Below are 18662 nucleotides of genomic sequence, written 5' to 3'. Positions count from 1 at the left end.
CTTATGGGTATGTCAGTATTCAACAGACCACAGGCAGGGGCGTGCCCGGTCTGCGGCGCACCAATGTATTACCGTCAGGCCCCGATCCTGTTAGAACACGATTTTGAGCAGTACGACGTCTGGGCGAGTGTCCGCTACTGTGAGGACTGTGGCATTGAGATCATGGTCCCGGGAGAGGCAAAAATCGCAAGGCATTCCGCACGGTATGCCGTGGAAAAGGATATCCGCGCAAAAGAGGCTGCAGCAAGAAATGCTGCGCAGGCAAAGCCGCGTAAGGAGCATCCGTTCCTTCCGAAAGAGGCAGCCATAACTGCGCAGGCAAAAAGCGCACAGGTAAAACAGGCGGTAGGAGAACAAAAAGAACAGGCTATCCCGGAAGCTGTGCGGCAAAAGGACCCGTCCCAGGACCGTGAGAAAAAAGCTTCCGTAACCCAGGCTCCGGCAGGAAACGCAAAACCGACGGATACAAAGCCGCAGGGACCCCCAAAAGGACCGGCAGGGCATCCGGAGTCGGTAAACAGGCGTCAGGACCCGCAAGACCAGAAAAACCGCGGAGACCAAAAAAAACAGCCGGAACAGGCCGGACGGAAGGACCCCGCAAGACAGAACCAGCCAAAGCCAAATCAGTCAAAACAGAACCAGCCAAAACAGAACACAGGCGGCATCCCGCAGGCATTAAAAGACCGGCTGCCGATCGGTAAGACAAGACCAGGCGAACTCCCGATCACCAGGGGACGGTTCGGGATGTCGGACTTAAACTTAACTTCAAGCGCCGCCCAGAATATCAGTAACCTGCTCGATATGACAGAGACCCGCGAAATCATCCAGGAAAATGGACTGGAAGCGGCAAGCAGCCTTACTGCGCAGAACGTGGACGAATATCTTCTTGCAGAAGAACTGTCCGTAGCACCGCAGACCGACCGCAGGGACAAGCGTAAAAACCGTGGTCAGGATGGACGCAGACCCGAGCGTGCGGATATGCCGAAAGCCGGAGGACAGCCATCTGCTGATGTAAGGAAAGACCAGGGCGCAAAGTCGCAGCCACCGATCAAAAATAACGCGGATGGAAAGCCGGCGGAAAAGCAGTCGGCAAATATCCAAAATCCGGATGTGAAGATAGAAAAGGGCGCGGGAGAGAAACGTCCGGATCCGGAGCGGACAAAAAATGCACAGGCTCAGGGACAGAACAGACAGCCGGAACAAAAATCCCAGAACGGGCCGTCCCAGGGAACCGGAAAGGATCCAAGGAATGCCGGCCCACAAAGACCGCAGCCTCAGGAAACGAACCGTGAGGCAGGCAGACGACCGATGCAGACGACCCCGCCACAGAAACTAGCCGACACCAGAAGTCAGAATGATGCAGCCGCCCGTAACAAGGCCCAGGACGCAAGCCAGACTCCAAAGCAGAACGGACAGGTAACAGGAGTTGAAAGGCCTGCACTTAAACCGGAACCGGTGCAGTCAGCAACCCCGGCACAAAAACCGGAACCTGTAAAAAAAGCCGACGGAAAGCCGGGACAGGAGCCGCAGGATGCAGCCGAGAAAGCGACTGCTCAGGAAAAAGCGGAATCAGAAAAGAAAAACGACAGGACGGGAGCGGATAACCCCACAACCGCAAAAGAACAGGAACAAAAGAAAACAGCGCCAGACCCATCCGTGAAAGAACAGGCTGCTGCCATGGAGACCAGGGCAGAAAAACCAGAAGCTGCCGATGGAAAAGAAAAGGCAGTAGAAGTTCCGGAACTGGGAAAAGGTGCGGAGTCTTTAAATGCAGAAGGGACAAACCCGGAAGATAAAACGGCGAAAACAGATACGAAAAAAACATCCAGCCAGGAAAAGCCGCAGGAACCTGAAAACGTGGCAGAGAACGGAGAAGATGCGGAGGAGTTATCCGGACAGGAAACCGGACCTAAGCCGGATCCGGCAAGATTCCGCAAGACCATCGCAAGGCATCTGCCCGCCTGGGTCGTATCAAGGATCCCTTTTTTAGCGGATGCCGTGAACATACCGACTGATACCCCCATTTCCGTGGAGAAAGACTTTGTGAAACGGTATCAGGCTCCCCACTGTCAGGAGATCGTAGGGGACCTGTTATATGATACGGATACGAGCGAGATGTTCCTCAGAAAGGAAAGCTCATACGGCTTTGACCGTCCCTGCATCCATTTCAATTACCGGTCACAGAACGGCCATTTCTTCTGTTGCAGCGTCCGCTATGACCGGCACGATAAAAACGGGCATGTCGAGCTGCGCCCGATGGACACGGAAATGGAAGTAAAGCCGATGCTCCGCCGGTATCCGGAATTATACAAACGGTTTTTTGATAGCGATCTTAAGAACGCATAAATACATCCTGTATATAGGGGAAAGAAGAAACCCGTGACCGTTGCTTATGCAACAAAGGAAAGAACGGAGGAAATGATCAATGTCAGAATTAACAGTATCAAGAAACATGGTAATGGGGACGAGGGCCTTCGTCGCGCTCCTTGAGATGCTCGACAAAATGGATTCCACCCGCCTTGCGTACACGAGATTCCGCGGCAAGGATGACATCCTGTCCTGGCGCTTGACAGCCAGGGAGACCTCGACCCGAAAAAGGCATCCGAAAACCTGATGGTGATGGAGGTGGATCCGAAGCTTGCGGATGAATTTAAGACCGCGGTTACAAAGGCAGGAATCCCGATCTCATGGCCGACCTACATCGAGCCGGCCAAACAGCCCGGAGACCTTGCGAAAATGCACTGTTTCATTGTATTCCCGCGCTCAGAGACGCCACAGATGGAGCAGGTCATCAAGGACTTTACGGATAAACAGCGCATGGCGGATCCGATGTCCAAGGAAGAAATGCTTGACTGGCTGAAACAGAACCAGGCCGGTGACACACAGGTCGGAAAGATTGCGATCGACCGGGATGTATATGATTTCATGAGCCGCACGCACATGTTGAATATCCCGCGCACGGAACTCGGGGAAAACAAAATCGACCGGACGATGGAGATCTGCGTGCCGGCGGGCATGGGAAGCAGTGTCATGGAAACGGTAAAAACAGCAGAAGCGCTGTACTCCGGCTCCTTCCGTACGATGGAGGATACACGTGAGGAAAGCAGGCGAAAAGCCATGGAACAGATGTTAGCCGGATCCAAGAACGACCGTCATTTGAGCATGATCGTTGACCGCTCCAACCCGTCCGAGTACGTCACGTTCGACCGGGACGGATACAGCCATTTCATCGACACGCCGCAGGGCCCGCAGATGGTGGACCGCTGCCTGCGCAAGGATAGAAATTATGAGCAGAGCCTTTACGATATCCTGTGCGGCATGCATGCCTGCAAGGAATATGAAGGTACAGAACTGGAAAACATGGAAAAGCTGCACGCACTCCAGAAACACGGGCCGGAACTGGACGGCATCACGGTCGAAGAACGCGTCCACCAGTTAAAGCGCCGCTACATCGAGGAGATGACCCAGGCAGGTGAGATCATTGGACAGACGTACCGCCAGGCGGAAGTGATGGAAAAACAGCAAGAGGCATTCAAAGGACGTATGAAAGATGACATCATCCGGATGCAGAATAGCCTGGATGAAATGTCTGCAGACGGGCTGGGACTGTCCGCGGCGGCTGGAGACCTGCGCGGCGATATGCACCAGATCAAGGGTATGATCCTGTCCCCGGTTGCCGCAGAAAGCACAAAGGATTTATCCGACTTAAACGATTCCCAGGGCTGGAAGGAGTTGCTGGAGAAACGTCTGCTGTTAGACTACCGCACCAGAGACGTGAGAGACCGCTACCTGGATCTCTTCGATGACCTGGCAGACGGCATGAGCCAGGAGGAACCGGAAGTACAGAGAGCATTTATCCGGGAATTTGAGCAGACCACGCGTGATATCTTCGAGCGTGATTACCGTTATGAATCGGAAGGCCTCACAGTGGAGACCGTGGATCTGCGCGAGGAACTGGCCCAGTCCAGAGAAAAAGAGACCGAACTCGATATCGTACGTTAACGATGCCGGAAATCGGCCGAAGATAACCAAAAAGTGTTATCCGCAAAAATGCAAAAAGATCCCGTTCAATGGACGGGGTCTTTTTTTGGCCATTTGCAACTCCGGCTCTTCCACGCATGCAGTGACGCCGAAGATGTGAGGAGGCGCACCGGCTCGCGGATACCTGCCAGCAAATTGATGAACAGGCAACATACTGATGATGCCGCCCGGTATCCGGTGGTGCGAGGTACTTGCCAGCCCTCACCGCGCGGACGGCGCAAAAACCGAAAAGGAGGAGTGGGGAGGTGCCCCACAAACAATGTTATGGTAACAGAAAAAAGAAAATTAAAAGTCGCCATGGGTAATCTGTCATGGTCGGCGGCGGAAATGGCGGATTTTAACCGCGACCACAATGCTCCGTTTGGAGAAGATTATGCGGCGGGAGACGAAAATCTGATTGTTTCCAAGCACGTCTTCCTGTCCCAGGATAACAAAAAAGCCTGCGGCAGCCCGCATATCATGGCAGTTGGCAACCCGGGTTCCGGAAAGACCCGCCACGTGATTCTTCCGAACCTGATGCGTGCCCACGGCTCATACGTTGTCGCGGACCCGGACGGAAGCCTGCTTGCTGCAAGTAGCAGGAAACTGAGCAGGAACGGATATTCCGTCAAAGTCATTGATTTTGGGAACCCGAAGGTTTCCGACCGCTATAATCCGCTCCGTTATGTGCGTACTGATGAGGACGTCATGCTCCTGGTGGACTGCATCCTGGATAATCTCGGGGACGGCTCGCCGCAGTGCCAGGACCCGTTTTGGAACAAAACGGAAACCGCGGTTTTATCCTCGATCATCCTGTACCTTTTGCATTTCTGCTCGAAAGAAGAACAGACAATGAGGCAGGTGTTGAACCTTGCGATCCTTGCAAGGGATAACCCGAAACAGTATGACGATTTATTCGAAAAAGCCCGCAAGATCAATAACCGTGACAGTGCAATCGCGGTTTACGACACCGCAAATCTTGCGTCCTCAAAAACAAGCCTGAGTGCGCGCACGGCTGTAACCCTTTGCCTGATGGCGTTTAACGGACAATCGGAAGAGGACTTAAGCATTGATGATACGGTTGAACTGAACCAGCTCTGTGACCGGAAGACGGCTGTATTCTTAACCGGCTTCCATGTTGCCCAGAAACAGGCTATCCTCGTACCGCTCCTGTTCACACAGATCTTCAAAGTGACGGCTTACCACGTAGCATACGAATGCAGCAAAGGACACGCGGATTATCCGCTGACACTTTTGATGGATGACCTGACCGGTCTCGGATACATTCCGGAATTTGACCGCAGCTTGGCCACCATGAGGGGAGCGGGGCTCACCGCCATTATGACGGTCCAGTCATCCAGACAGCTTGCAGATGTTTACCCGAAAACCGCCACTGCCATTCTGAGTGTCTGCGGGGCTGTCGTTTATATGCCGGCTGCTTTCGGGTTTGACCTGGAATGCGGCATTTATGCGACAGAGCCACTGAGCTCCATATCCATCCGTCGCAGGGACGAAGATCAGGAACGCCCAACCGGCCCCGCGGGTGGGGAACCGGTCTTTACATCCGGCATCCGTCAGATCCCGCCGGATATGTGCCTGATCTGTGTTCCAGGCATGCCGGTCTACATGGACGAAAAATATGCGATGACATCGCACGATCCTGACTAAATACTGTATCGCAATGATAGGCATTTCTCATAAGACAAACCATAAGGAAAATAAGAACAACCAGAAGGAGAGAAAAATATGATCAAAACTCAGTTCCCGGAAATCTACCTTACCAATTATACGCATCCGCTCGGTTCCACCAAAACCGACAGCAACAAAAATATTATCCTCTCCAAGCGCGTCCGCCTTGGCCGCGGCTGCCACGCGAATGACCATGTGGCCGTGATCGGAAAAGACCTGTCTCATATGGTCCGCTCCGCCGCGGTGCCGAACGTCCTGCAGTGCTGCGGGTCCTACGTGGTTCTCGACCAGGATGGGACGATCAAACGTGAGACAGAGGAAAAACTGAAAAAAGACGGATACCGTATCCTGACCATTACGCCGCAGGATGCGCCGGATACCTATAATCCGTTCCGGTACCTCAAAAAGGATGCTGACATCGCCGTGATGGCGCAAAGCATCATCAACGCCCTGGCCGTCACCGAGACCAAGGATGAATTCTGGCTGGATGCGCAGCGCGCACTGCTGTACGCAGTACTCCTGTATCTGTACCATGACGGTTCCAGTAAAGACCAGAACCTGGCTGCCGTATCCGAAATGTTAGAAAGGGCGAATCAGAAAACAGAAGGGAAAACAGAGCTAGATCTGGCCTTTGAACGCGTGAAAGCCCAGGACCCGGAAGCTGCATGTGTGGTCCAGTATGAAATCTTTAAGCAGATCCCGGAAAAGACTGCATGCAATGTCTTAATCTCGCTTCAGGATGTGTTCCGCAAATTTGCGGATAAAAGAGGGGAGGACGCCCTTCATCTGGAAACAACCGGAGAAGAAAAGACTGCGATCTTCCTGTCGCTTTCGACTAAAGACCCGGCTTCCCGTATCCTGACAAACCTGTTCCTGACGCAGTTTGTAGAAGCGGTGTACAGCCATGCGCAGGCACTCAAGCAGATCCCGCCGGCCCTTCCGATCCAGATGATCCTGCCGGATTTTGCATCCATCGGCGTACTTCCGGATTTTCTCAGTAAATTCCTGACCATGCAACATTACCGAATCTCCTGTATTCTCCTGTTAAGATCCGCATCGGAATTAAAACAGACCTACCATGATGATGCTGATCTGATCTTAGATACCGGATGCATGGCCTGCGTCTATTCCGGCGCCGGCAGCAAAGAGGAGAAAAAAGCAGGCGTAACCGTCCCGCTTGGGGATGCTTCCATCTCCAATCCGGAATACATCGCAAACCGCGCCGGATATGACCGGATGCCTTCTGGCGAGAAGAGACCGGTCCTGACGGCAGACCAGGTAAGGACACTGGCACCGGGACAGGTCCTCTGCCTGATCGGCGGGTTTGACGCGGTCGTGGATGACGAATACGCACCGGAAGCGTAACCGGTATCCATTATTTGACGCACGGGCCCGGATAGCGAGATACCGGGCCTTAAAGCAACTTAGAAGGAGGAAACAAGATGGCATCAAACTATGTCGACAAAGACCGGCTGCGGCAGAAAAAGATCCTGATCATCGTCTGCTCAGTCGCCGCAATCCTGATACTTGTATACATCTGCGCAAGGGCGGCCTGGTATGCCGCGGACGCAGGAGCGGATGGAACCACGATCGCGCATCTGATGGCAGCCCTTATGATGCAGGGGAATCCACTGAATCTAAATTTCTCACCAAAATACTTCGTCCCGTTTGTAGTCCCTGTTACGCTGGTATGCGGGTTCATGGTATTCGGCGCTTATGATACCCAGGTCCGCGATAAGCACAAGCTGCATGGAACGGAGCAGGGTACGGCAAAATTCATGGATACCAAAATGCTGGATATGTATAACATGAAATATACCTATCCGGAAGGCTCCAAGGAAACAGATAAGGGACCGAAGAGCGAGCAGAACATCATCCTGACCAAGAACGGACGGGTTGGATTCGGAAAACTGGGAAATGATAACATCCTGATCATCGGTGGTCCTGGTACCGGTAAATCCTGGGCGGTCGTACGTCCGAACATTCTGCAGGAATATGGCTCCTACGTCATCACGGACCCGTCCGGCGAGCTTTTGGCAACGTGCGGAAATTTCTTAATCGAACGCGGTTACCAGATCCGCGTATTGAACCTGGTGGACATGGCACATTCCAATACCTATAACCCGTTCCGGTATATTGAGAAGGAAGAGGACGTCATGACCCTGATCAACTGTCTGATCAACTGTACCTCTGATGGGCAGAAAAGTTCCGACCCGTTCTGGGAAAAATCGGAGACGGCACTTCTGGAAGCGATCATTTTTTACCTGATCCGTTACCGCAGTAAGACAGAGCAGAACTTTACCATGGTCTCCAGGCTGCTATCGGAAGCAAAGGCGGATAAAAACGGAAATTCCAAGCTGGATAACTTATTCAACCGCATCCGTGACATCGACCCGGACGACATCTGCGTCAGACAGTATGATATCTTCAAACAGGCTTCCGATAAAACCGCACAGTCCATCCTTATCACGGCTGCAGTACGTCTGGCTCCTTTTAATATTGATGCGGTCAGCAACCTGACCACGGAAGACCAGATGCACTTACAGACCCTTGGTGACCGGAAATCCGCCGTATTCATCATTGTTCCGCAGGGTGATAATACCTACTCATTTCTGGTCAACATGATGTACTCCCAAATGTTCTCCACGCTGTACGAGCATGCGGCAAAGACAAACCAGTTCCCGCTGCCGGTCCCGGTACGTTTCATCCTGGATGAGTTTGCAAACATTGGCGTGATTCCGAATTTCCAGCAGAAGCTGACCACCATGCGTAAATACGGCCTGTCCTGTATGATCTTCATCCAGGCCATCGGACAGATCAAGAACCTGTACAAGGATGACTGGGAGACCATCAAGGGTGCCTGTATGGTACAGCTGTACCTGGGCGGTAATGAGACCTCGACCCACGAAGAGATCGTAAAGATGGCCGGAAAGGAAACGATCCGTACCAAGAGTGTCGGGCAGTCATCAAGCGGAAAGGGCACCGGTTCGGACAGCAGGAACTATCAGTACACCGGCCGTGACCTGATCACTTTGGACGAGGTCCGCCGATTAAGGCCCGGCTGGGCAATCTGCATGATCGCCGGCCAGCAGCCGCTTTATGAGGAGCGCTACCCAACCCAGAACCATCCAAACGCCAAATACCTCGGCAACCTCAAAACGCATGAGAACCTGTATGAGTTCAATTACTGCAATGCAAAATCCAGCAGCGTAAAACGGCTGGAAGAAAACCGGAAAAAACTGGCAGAAAAGAAAAAGGAACTGCAAAAGAGCCGCGTGCCAAGCGCAAGGCCGATCTCATCCCCAAAGGAATTAAACCGCGAGGAAATGGAAAGGCTTCACGATAATCCGGAAGAAGTGAAGAAGACCGCGGCTCAGATGCCGGTCACTACAGGGGTGAACGAAAACGCGGCGAAGGAATCCGATGCAACCGTCATCCAGAACACCGGGCCAAACCGTTTCCGGGAAACCACGTACGGACGTGCCGGCGGACTGTACCGTGCGCCTTTCCCTCCAAAGTTCAACCCGATGCCGGCAAGTGAGGAAGCCAAACGCCACGAAGCGGAAAGCCTCAACCGGTCAAGCCAGATTGCAAATGAAATGAACCTTGCGGATCTTTTGAGCGCATGTGAACAGCGAAGTAACAAGCAGAATGGAACCTGATGCCGACAGGATGGAGGCAGTGACCAAAAAGTGTTATCCGCAAAAGACGCAGCATAAGAAAAGTCCCGCCATACGCGGGACTTTTTTGCGACATACTGAAAGCAGGAAAAAACATGGAGGGATTTTTATGCTGAACAAACACAAACAGTACCGGAAAGCCTGCGCCGTGCTCCTTGCGGCATGCATGGTAGCCGGCACGGGTTCTTACGCTTACGCGGCGCCGCAGGCGACCGTATCGGATGCGGAGGCGCTGGCCTGCAAGATCGATACGGACGGCGTGTCGGAAAAAGACCGGAAATTTAAAACGACGATCCGCTTTGAATCCTACAATAATGCAGATGACGGATTCAACAAGGAGACAAAACAGGTCACGATCGGGGATACGGTCTTCCAACTGGATTCCATATCAAATCTTAAGATGGTGGATTCCCGGACTCCGGAACGGCGGACCATGGAAGTCACGTCGGATACATTTATCAAGGGGCAGGAAGAGTCTTACCTGCCGCAGGAGACCATGGAACAGGATGGCGTCACATGGAAGTTATCGTCCAAGGAACTGGTGGACAGCGAGATCCCGGATATCGTCAAGGATGCTGTAGCCACCAGGGCATATAAGGATGTGGAAAACGGGGTCCCAATCCCAAAGACCATCGACTACACTTACGAAGACGCAGATACGAAGGCAAAAATCGAAACGACACTGCCGCTTACGGATTCCAGTGACACGAAATGGCACTGGGTGGACTTCGAGTTCCCTATCACGATCAGTAATTACGATGCGGAAGTCCTGGATTTAAACGGAACGGAGATTCCGTCGGACGCGCCACTCATTGATTATGCAGACCAGTTCCTTGCCATGCTCGGGCTTGACCCGGATTATTACCGGATCAATGCCATTGATTGGGCAGGAGATCCGTACGAAAAAAACGGCATCCCAATGCGCAACGCGGATGGCATCGGAAGCAAGTACGTGCGGGATGTGAACGCCGTCTATTCCGGCACTGTGACACTTCCGCACCAGGACGGCGCCGCCTGGAAAAGCGTTTATACGGAAGAACTGACGAAGAAAAATTCGGCGGTCTATACGTATGAGGCGAATGCCACGTATATCTCCACAGCGGAGCAGACCTTCTGGCAGAAACTTGCCGGACTGATCACGGCAGCGTATGAGGCGGTCATCCGGGCGATCACGGAACATCCGATCCTGGCAGCAATCCAGTTCGTACTCTTGGCGGCAATCATCACGTGGATCATCGCAAAACGCCGGAAGCAGTGCCGGTTCAACCGAAAGCAGGAATGCCTTTATAAGAGGGATTGTGAACACTGTCCGTATTACCAGTCACTCCTTGCGGAATCCACGGACGACGAGATCACAAACGGATAATTTTTTCGCGTTTTTGAAACAGAAGCGTGCACATACTGAAGACAGCATGAAGTTCAAGGAATGGAGAACTTTAAAATGCAAAAAAATTTATTCCAAGGAGGAAGCAAGATGAACACAGTTATATTGATGGGACGTTTAACAAGGGACCCGGAGGTGCGTTATACCTCTGGAGAGAGAAGCATGGCTGTTGCAAGATACACTCTTGCGGTGGACCGCAGAGGCCGTAACAATAGCGGCGACCAGCAGACCGCAGATTTCATCAACATCGTTGCCTTTGACAAGGCGGGCGAGTTTGCAGAACGCTATTTCCGTCAGGGAATGCGTGTCCTGGTGTCCGGCAGAATCCAGACTGGCAACTACACTAACAGAGAAGGCCAGAAGGTCTATACCACCGAGATTGTGGTAAACAGCCAGGAGTTTGCGGATAGCAAAGGCACTGGTTCTGGTTCCGGTAGTAGCGCAGCCCCAAGTTCGCCGATGGGTGACGGCTTCATGAACATCCCGGATGGCGTTGAGGACGAAGGTCTTCCGTTTAACTAAACGGAAGCTCCGGTTGGCGAAAAACCTTTTAAAAAGGCAGAGACCCTATGGTCCCTGCCTTTTTTCTTATTGCCGCAAAATAAAAAACAGATCCTTTCCGCACGGGAAAGAACCTGTTTTGTCAAGCATCTGCGATGGATGCCGGCGCGAACGCAGTCTGTAATTTACGAATGGCGCGCAGATACATCTGTCTGCAGCATTCCGCCGTGCAGCCAAGGATCTCACCGCATTCCTGGAAGGTTTTCTGCACCCCGTCGTCGATTCCAAGACGGAGACGGACAACACGCTGTTCGGAATCCGCAAAGCACTCCATGTAACGCAGGATATCTGCCACCATGGCAGCGTCCACTGCCGTTTCTTCTGTACTCTTTTTCTGGTCTGCAATAAAATCGCCGACCGTTGTTGCGGTATCGGATGAACCGCGTGAACTGCCGGATGCCACCGGCGTATCCAAAGACCCGCACATGGACGCTTCCATGGCGGATTGCAGCTGTTCCGACATGGACGGATCGATTCCGCTCCTGATCATCAGCTCTTCCATGGACGGTTCCAGGATGCCTTCCGCGATCATTCGGTGCCGTTCTTTTTGCAACTTGGCAACCTGGCCTGCCATATGGCTGGTACGGTAATTAACCCTTGTCGTAACATGACCTGTTCCCGGATCGTTTTCTGGATCCACGGGATGACGTAAGTGGATAACTTCGTCTCCTGCGATGCCTGGTACCGGTCGATTCCGAGCATCAGCCCGACGATCCCGTATTCGATCAGGTCTTCCGTTGTGAAGCCGCCGCTTTCCGGATACCGGTTTGCGACCCACATGACCAGACGCAGGTTGCATAGCACAAGCCGTTCCCTCGCACTTTCCCAGCCCGGCGTCCCCTTGGTACTTAGCAGTTCCTGTTCTTCCTGCTCCGTGAGAGGAGGATACAGGGCTGCAATCTGTAAGGCAGTACATCCATCGGACACGAAACAGATATCATCTGCATCCGGCTGGGCGTCTGCCACTTCAAAAATCTTTCGCATATCTTGCTCCTTTCTCTCATTCCTTGATATAAGACACTGATAACAGTATGGTATCCTGACGACCCAAAAAAAGGACAAAAAAACAGACCCGCGGGATACGGGTCTGAAAAAAGAGTATTAACGGTCCATTTCAAGATCTTCCGGCCAGAACGGAGTGCGCCCCTGTGTGTAAAATGCCGGAGTTCCGTCTGCCATCGCTTTTGTTTTTTGATCACCATATGGTTCCTGGTGATCGGAGGGATGTTGGACATCTGTTTGCCGGTGGAGATAGGCTGGCCAAACTGCTCCAGGAATTTCTGCTTTTCAAGCGAAGTCATGGCAGAGACATCATATTTATCGGCAGCGTCATCACCGAGGACGTCCCGTAAAACCCTGCGGACACGGACGCCGGTTGCGGTATCGACCGCCTTGTATACGTTTTCGATCTGGTCCGCATGGCATACGACCGTGCCGCAGCCAGGGATGCCCAAAAGGCGGATCCCGCCGTAAGCTTCCGGCGCGTTGATAGTGGCGCGAATTGGAACATTCGCGGTCCCGACGATATTTTTTACAAGAATGGCCGGATTTACTTTCTCGTCCGGAGTCTCGGTTACAAGTGCGTCTTGCTTCTTTAATAATTCCATGCGGTCTACGTGTCCGCGGATCATGCCTAACATATTGATGGTGGTATACATATCATTTCCTCCTGTAGTACGGAATACAGTGATTTATCAGTAAATACCGGTTTTCCTGACCGGTTTTGGATATCCATGTTTCTCTTATATCTATATTATACGAAATTGTTTTGTAAAATCCAATGGAAAATGACCAAAAAGTGTTATCCGCAAAAAAATTCTGGAGATCAGGAATTTTTCCATCAGCAGACATACTGAAAGAAAAGCAGGAAGGAGGAGGGGTATAGCCCCGAGCGATATGAGAAAACAGATTACAGCCGCACTGGCATGCATGGTCCTGGCAACCGCAGTATGTCCGGTACAGGTAAATGCAACGGAAAAGATCCAGAAAGTAAATGTGAGATTCTGCATTGAGGGATATGATGAGGACGGATATCCGGAGATCACGGCGGAAAGTTCTTCCGGACACTATTCGGTAGGAAGCGTAGAACTGGAGTCGGAGACAGCTGATCAGGACGATGATGACTTTACGACCAAAAAGAAAAAGAGCGCAGCGGAAGAAAATTACGTGGTGGAACTTTCCGCAGATGATGGATATGCCTTTTATTTAACCAAGGCAAGCCAGGTAAAGCTCCAGGGCGCAGGCGCTGAGTATGTAAAAGCGTCCAGGCTGGATAACGGAACGACCCTGCGCCTGATCATTAAGCTTACAGACTTAGAGGACGTATGCACCGCGATCAGCGACGCATCCTGGAATTCCGACGGTACCGCAAGATGGGAGGCTTCCACAAACGCGGTCAAATACCAGCTGATACTGACCAGAAACTCCAGTAGCAAGATTTATTTTACCGGCGGTACCACGTATGACTTTAAGCCGGTCATGCAGGCGGCCGGAGATTACCGCTTGCGCGTCCGTCCGATCTCACGCTCCGGCGATAAGGCGGAAGGTGCAGAAGCGGGTACCTTTTCCGTCAGCAAGGAGATGGCAGCGGAATACCGTGCCAAATATGCCGTCGAAACGGAAAAACGTACCATTGAAGGTATGGATGAGACAAATGGTCCCGGCACAACAGAGGTCATTTACAAGAACACAGGGTGGAAACAGGACGACCACGGCTGGTGGTACCAGAATAATGACGGTTCCTACGTCCAGTACAACTGGGTAGAATTAAACGGGGCCTGGTATTTCTTCGGCTCAGACGGATACATGGTTTCCAACACGACTGTCCACTGGGGCCCGGATGACTACTATTTCGGCGAGGACGGCAAAATGGCCAGGAACATGACCGTGCCAGACGGCAGGAAGGCAGGAGAAGACGGTATCCTGGTTGGGAAAATCAAGGATTCCAGCAAAACGAACAGCATGAGCGGGGATGAGGAGGAGGATTATTCCAATTCCGGTCCAGCTTTTGCAAAAAAGACAGAAACGGCAACAGGTCCGGCAGGCGAATAAGCCGGAAGGATGGCACGGTCAGGAAACTGGCCGTGTCTTTTTTTTTTGCGGATAACACTTTTTGGCAACGTTTTCCTCTTGATGGCAACAGATACAGGAAAACATCCGTTTTTGATTCCCCCGTTATCCCATACTGATACCGAAAAGAAGAAAAAGGAAATGAGAAAGGAGAAACACATAATGAAATTTGCATTCGATCCAATGAGCACGGGGATACCATTCTCTCGAAGGGGGAAGCAACCGGATTCACAAAGGAGAGTTGTTCCAGTGTTGCGCCAATGAGCAAACGCCATAAGGATGCCATGGAGGCAAAGTCATCCATTGGCTTCCGGTCCGGCGCTGTCACAAGGAACGTCTGGCTTACCAATTCCGTGTCCATGCTGGAATTTGTTAAATCCGAACAGCTGCGCGCTGTCCGGCTGAGCAATGGTGATATTTACGGACGGCTTCAGTTAAAGAAGGAATCTGTGTCATTTTGCGTAACAGACAGTAGCGTACAGAGGATTGTTTTTACAAAGATTTCCGGAATCAGTCTGCGTACGGACAATTTAACATTCAAGGCGCTTGCATCCGTGATTTTTACGGTCTTGGCCATGGATAAGGATCAGGAATGCCGGTCGACGTTCACGGAATGTTACCACCAGGTCACAACCCCTACTTCCGCACTGACACTTTCTGATTCCTGTTACCGGTTCTGCGATGCCGTGACCTATTATTTGCGGACGATGTTGACATGCACCTGCGAAGTCCAGGCAAGCGACAATTTTTCCGCACAGTGCCTGATGGCGGTACAGACAGGCAATGCGCACGCGATCCCTGGCATCAAGCCACTGGCAGAGTACGAGGCACAGACCCAGCAGGACAGAAACCGCGCCAAGCGGGAAAAGAAGGAAGAGGCTAAAAAGCCTCAGGAGGAAACAACAAAAGCAGAGTCGGAAACCGCAGAGGACCCGTTAAAACCGTACCGGGATGGAAAATACCGGATCAGTTTCGGCTGGACCGAAAGACAGCAGGAACGCGTCGTTCCGCCTGATTTCCTGGACAGCTTCGTACCGGTCCCTGAATTTTTCAGGCTGATGCGGAAACTGGACTACCGGCTGCGGGAGCGGATCCTGCCGTTATGGGAAGTCGGGATGACAGATCCGGCTTATACCCGCGGGGATGCCGTAAACGTTCTGTTATACGGAAACCCTGGTACCGGAAAGACTGTACTGGCGCATGCGCTTTCAGCCGCCACGGGGCTGCCGCTTTACGAGACCAAGTTCGACAAATATACGGAGTCGGATGAGATCGAAGGAAAGAATAAGATCGTGGAAGGAAAACTCGCGTTTGCGGAAACGGATTTTCTGGAAGGTTATGAAAACGGTGGAATCATCCTGATGGAAGAGATCAACTGTGCCGACCAGAACATGCTGACCGGTACTTTGAACAATGCGATCGAATATCCGTCCTTTATTATGAAAAACGGATACCAGAAGGTAACCCGTCATCCAATGACCGTGATCATCGCCACGATGAACGTCGGCACGGAAGGAACCATGTGGTTAAACCAGGCATTTGCAAGCCGTTTCAAGCAGAAATACCGGATCGCGGATCCGTCACCGGATGACTTTATCCGGTTCCTGACCAAATACGGGTACACGCAGTATGACGCGAAATACGTCTATGACGCATACACAAAGATCAAAAGCACTCTGCTTGAAAACCGGTCAACTGCCGAATACGCCCTGAACTTAAGCACGCGAGCATGTCTTGGTGCCCTTGAGAACATGGCGGAAGGCGACGACCCGAAAACAGCGATCACGGATACCCTGGTCGGAGCGGTCGGGATCGTGGACCCGCAGACGGCAGACATGCTGGAAACCAATGTTGTGACGAACCTGCCAAATTACAGGCCGCCTAAGAACGCGAAAGGAAGAAAATGAGAACATATAGAGAATTAATGGAACTGTTTGCAGCCAACCAGATACCGGAAGATACCGGGATCATGAGTTATACCGGCTGGGAATGCGACGCGACCGTGGTAAACGGGGCAGTCTGGAATCCGGAAGCCGGGATCGTGATCCTGCTTCAGGAAACCACGCCGGATGACTGGAAAGAGATCGCAGAAAAAGTCCGGAAAGGGGGCTGGAGGCAGTTATGACAGAAAAAGAATGGAATACCAGGTGCCGCATCATGGGATTTTTAGACACTTCTCTTATCGGCAGACGAACGATCGTCCAGGATGCGGAACACCCCGCGCTTGGATATACATCAAAAGACGGGATCATCCATGTGGCCAGGGACCATGATTTTTTTAACCGAGTCACGGAGCCGGAAGTGCGCATCATGCAGATGGGAATTAACATCCATGAAGCCATGCATCAGGTTTTTACGGACTTTGATGAAACGGAGCGCATCCTGCGGGAAATCTCGGATTACCAGCAAAAGGACCTCTTTATGACGATCGTAAACCTAATCGAAGATCCGGCCATCGAAAATTTCGCGGACCAGATCGTCGGAGGGCCGGCATTAGATGCCTTGTATTTTACGATCGACCGATGCTATGACCTGGCAATACCGGTCTCAGAACATGCTGAGACGAATCCTCTGAGCACAGCATGGTATGAATACATGACCGCGCTGGTCCACTTCGGCGATGGAGGACTCGTGAAGGGCGATTTTACGTCTCAGGCGGCCAGGCGCTGTTTCGACCGTACGATCGGATTGGTATACCAGGCGATCAATGAGCCGGATGGCAAAAAACGCGTCCATATAGCTGAGGAAATCTTCCAGACCGCACTGCGGATCCTGACACCGATCAACGGTTGGAACGCCTCTCTTTGTATGAGTGACCTGACAAATGCGACCGGAAAACGCAGTACGAACGGCAACGGCGAAGGCCGGAAAGCCGCGAATGTTTCTGATTCCTCCAAGCGGTCGGAAAGACGTAACAAGGCCAGAAAACAAAGCATGGAAAAAGAAAAAAGAAAAATGCAGGATCAATTAAGAGAAGATGCGGGAATCACAGACAAACAGGAAGATCCGGAGGAAGGTGAAAGCCTGGATGCTAAGAACAGTCCAGGAACAGCAGGTGACGAAGCGGAGACGGAAAAGAAAGCCTCCACAATGACGCAGGCCGAGTCCGGTGCGGACGATGCATCCGGAACAGTTCCGGAAGAAACCACAGGACAGTCAGCTGGGATATCGGAAGAATCATCTGAGACAGACACTAATCAAAACCATACTGGAGGCGAGGACGAGAACGAAGAACCCATTCCTGGTGACAAATCCGGGAAGGAACAGCGGGATCTTACCTCGAAGGATATGGAAGACCCGGAAGCGGAGCCGGAAGCTATCGATCCGGAAACACTTGCCGAGCAGTTAGACCAGCTGATGGAATCCTATGAGGATACCTGTGGTAAGTCCGCAGGGCAAGAGATAACAACAGCCATGAATGAGGCTGTCAAAGAGATCGCAGCCAACCATAAGCAGTTTTCGGACGTTATACCGGATGATATAGTGATGGAAGACTCCGCCCCGGAGCTTTATGCAAAATATTCGCAAAGGGCAGCGATCATTTACGAACCGTTGATCGTCAAACTGAAAAAAATCTTCCAGGATGACTGCAACCGGAAAATGTACACGCAGAGCGGCATGGTCAGCTTAAAGCGGGCCTCTTCCGGTCGGGTGACATCCCGTCTGTTTGAGCGGAAGCGTCTTCCGTCAGATAAGGCTGATATGTGTCTGATGCTATTGGTCGACTGTTCCGGCTCCATGCGGGGAGAAAAAACGACAGCTGCCATTATCACGGCGACCGCGATTGCGGAAACGATGGCGTATTTCCGGATTCCGACATACTGTATGGGGTTTCACACCACTTCATCCAACGTGGAACAGCTCCATTTTATCAGGTGGGCGAACACGTTACAAGAACGGGAGACGCTGCCTTACATCGAAGGTAACGGCAGTAACTTCGATTCTTACAGCATCCGCTATGCAACAGAACTCCTAAAGCGCCGCAGAGAGAAACATAAATTGATGAACATCATCTCCGACGGTCTCCCAAGCGCATATTTCAGCGGCTCTGAAGGCATCCGGCAGAATATGCTTGCCATCGAGGATGCCAGGAGGGAAAAGATCCAGGTATTTGGGACGGCGATTGGGAAACAGAATAACAAGGATTTCACAAAAATGTATGGGAAGGATTTTTACATGAATGTGCAGGATTTTGAGCTTTTAGCCGGCCAGACGGCGGAAATGATCAAAAAGATCGTGCAGGACTGGTAGATCGGGCC

14 protein-coding genes are annotated in these 18662 nt (G+C 52.0%); 12 read left to right on the top strand and 2 right to left on the bottom strand.

The window, feature by feature from the left end; all coding sequences use genetic code 11:
* Positions 1-3: 3 nt before the first annotated feature.
* From DW085_RS13125 to DW085_RS13090, 8 genes are all read left to right on the top strand, one after another.
* The gene (locus tag DW085_RS13125; RefSeq protein ID WP_118493068.1) at positions 4-2346 is read left to right on the top strand and encodes a hypothetical protein; all 2343 of its coding nucleotides are present in this window, start codon (positions 4-6) and stop codon (positions 2344-2346) included.
* A gap of 79 nt (positions 2347-2425) precedes the next feature.
* Complete coding sequence (locus tag DW085_RS13120; protein ID WP_118493066.1) at positions 2426-2614, top strand: hypothetical protein; 189 nt, start codon at positions 2426-2428, stop codon at positions 2612-2614.
* Positions 2615-2625: 11 nt separating this feature from the next.
* On the top strand, positions 2626-4002 hold the full coding sequence (locus DW085_RS13115) for a hypothetical protein (RefSeq protein WP_147353956.1): 1377 nt from the start codon (positions 2626-2628) through the stop codon (positions 4000-4002).
* Positions 4003-4368: 366 nt separating this feature from the next.
* Positions 4369-5688 carry a type IV secretory system conjugative DNA transfer family protein gene (locus DW085_RS13110; protein ID WP_182430878.1) on the top strand — a complete coding sequence of 440 codons (1320 nt, stop codon included), beginning with the start codon at positions 4369-4371 and terminating at the stop codon, positions 5686-5688.
* Between the two features lie 78 nt (positions 5689-5766).
* Positions 5767-7074, top strand: a complete 1308-nt coding sequence (locus DW085_RS13105; RefSeq protein WP_118493060.1) for a type IV secretory system conjugative DNA transfer family protein — start codon at positions 5767-5769, stop codon at positions 7072-7074.
* A 77-nt stretch (positions 7075-7151) separates the two neighbouring features.
* Positions 7152-9371: a VirD4-like conjugal transfer protein, CD1115 family gene (locus DW085_RS13100; protein ID WP_118493058.1), complete on the top strand. Its 2220-nt coding sequence runs from the start codon at positions 7152-7154 to the stop codon at positions 9369-9371.
* Between the two features lie 127 nt (positions 9372-9498).
* Complete coding sequence (locus tag DW085_RS13095) at positions 9499-10755, top strand: hypothetical protein (RefSeq protein WP_118493056.1); 1257 nt, start codon at positions 9499-9501, stop codon at positions 10753-10755.
* A gap of 108 nt (positions 10756-10863) precedes the next feature.
* Positions 10864-11295: a single-stranded DNA-binding protein gene (locus DW085_RS13090; protein WP_118493054.1), complete on the top strand. Its 432-nt coding sequence runs from the start codon at positions 10864-10866 to the stop codon at positions 11293-11295.
* A gap of 121 nt (positions 11296-11416) precedes the next feature.
* On the opposite strand, the gene DW085_RS13085 is transcribed toward DW085_RS13090, so the two are convergent.
* On the bottom strand, positions 11417-11866 hold the full coding sequence (locus DW085_RS13085; RefSeq protein ID WP_118493052.1) for a hypothetical protein: 450 nt from the start codon (positions 11864-11866) through the stop codon (positions 11417-11419).
* Complete coding sequence (locus tag DW085_RS13080; protein WP_118493050.1) at positions 11863-12318, bottom strand: sigma factor; 456 nt, start codon at positions 12316-12318, stop codon at positions 11863-11865. Before DW085_RS13080 ends, DW085_RS13085 begins: the two co-directional genes overlap by 4 nt.
* Before the next feature lie 912 nt (positions 12319-13230).
* Between DW085_RS13080 and DW085_RS13070 the strand changes: the two genes are divergently transcribed.
* The 4 genes from DW085_RS13070 to DW085_RS13050 all read left to right on the top strand — a co-directional run bounded on the left by DW085_RS13070 (position 13231) and on the right by DW085_RS13050 (position 18654).
* Positions 13231-14385: a hypothetical protein gene (locus DW085_RS13070; protein ID WP_118493046.1), complete on the top strand. Its 1155-nt coding sequence runs from the start codon at positions 13231-13233 to the stop codon at positions 14383-14385.
* Positions 14386-14663: 278 nt separating this feature from the next.
* Positions 14664-16310, top strand: coding sequence for an AAA family ATPase (locus DW085_RS13060; protein WP_118493042.1), 1647 nt, complete (start codon positions 14664-14666; stop codon positions 16308-16310).
* Complete coding sequence (locus DW085_RS13055) at positions 16307-16528, top strand: hypothetical protein (RefSeq protein ID WP_118493040.1); 222 nt, start codon at positions 16307-16309, stop codon at positions 16526-16528. The genes DW085_RS13060 and DW085_RS13055 overlap by 4 nt, the downstream gene beginning before the upstream one ends.
* Positions 16525-18654: a hypothetical protein gene (locus DW085_RS13050; protein WP_118493038.1), complete on the top strand. Its 2130-nt coding sequence runs from the start codon at positions 16525-16527 to the stop codon at positions 18652-18654. The genes DW085_RS13055 and DW085_RS13050 overlap by 4 nt, the downstream gene beginning before the upstream one ends.
* Positions 18655-18662: the final 8 nt, after the last annotated feature.

This window comes from Clostridium sp. AF50-3 (assembly GCF_003477445.1).
GTDB lineage: Bacteria > Bacillota > Clostridia > Lachnospirales > Lachnospiraceae > Otoolea > Otoolea fessa.
This window is presented reverse-complemented; position numbering and strand designations above follow the sequence as displayed.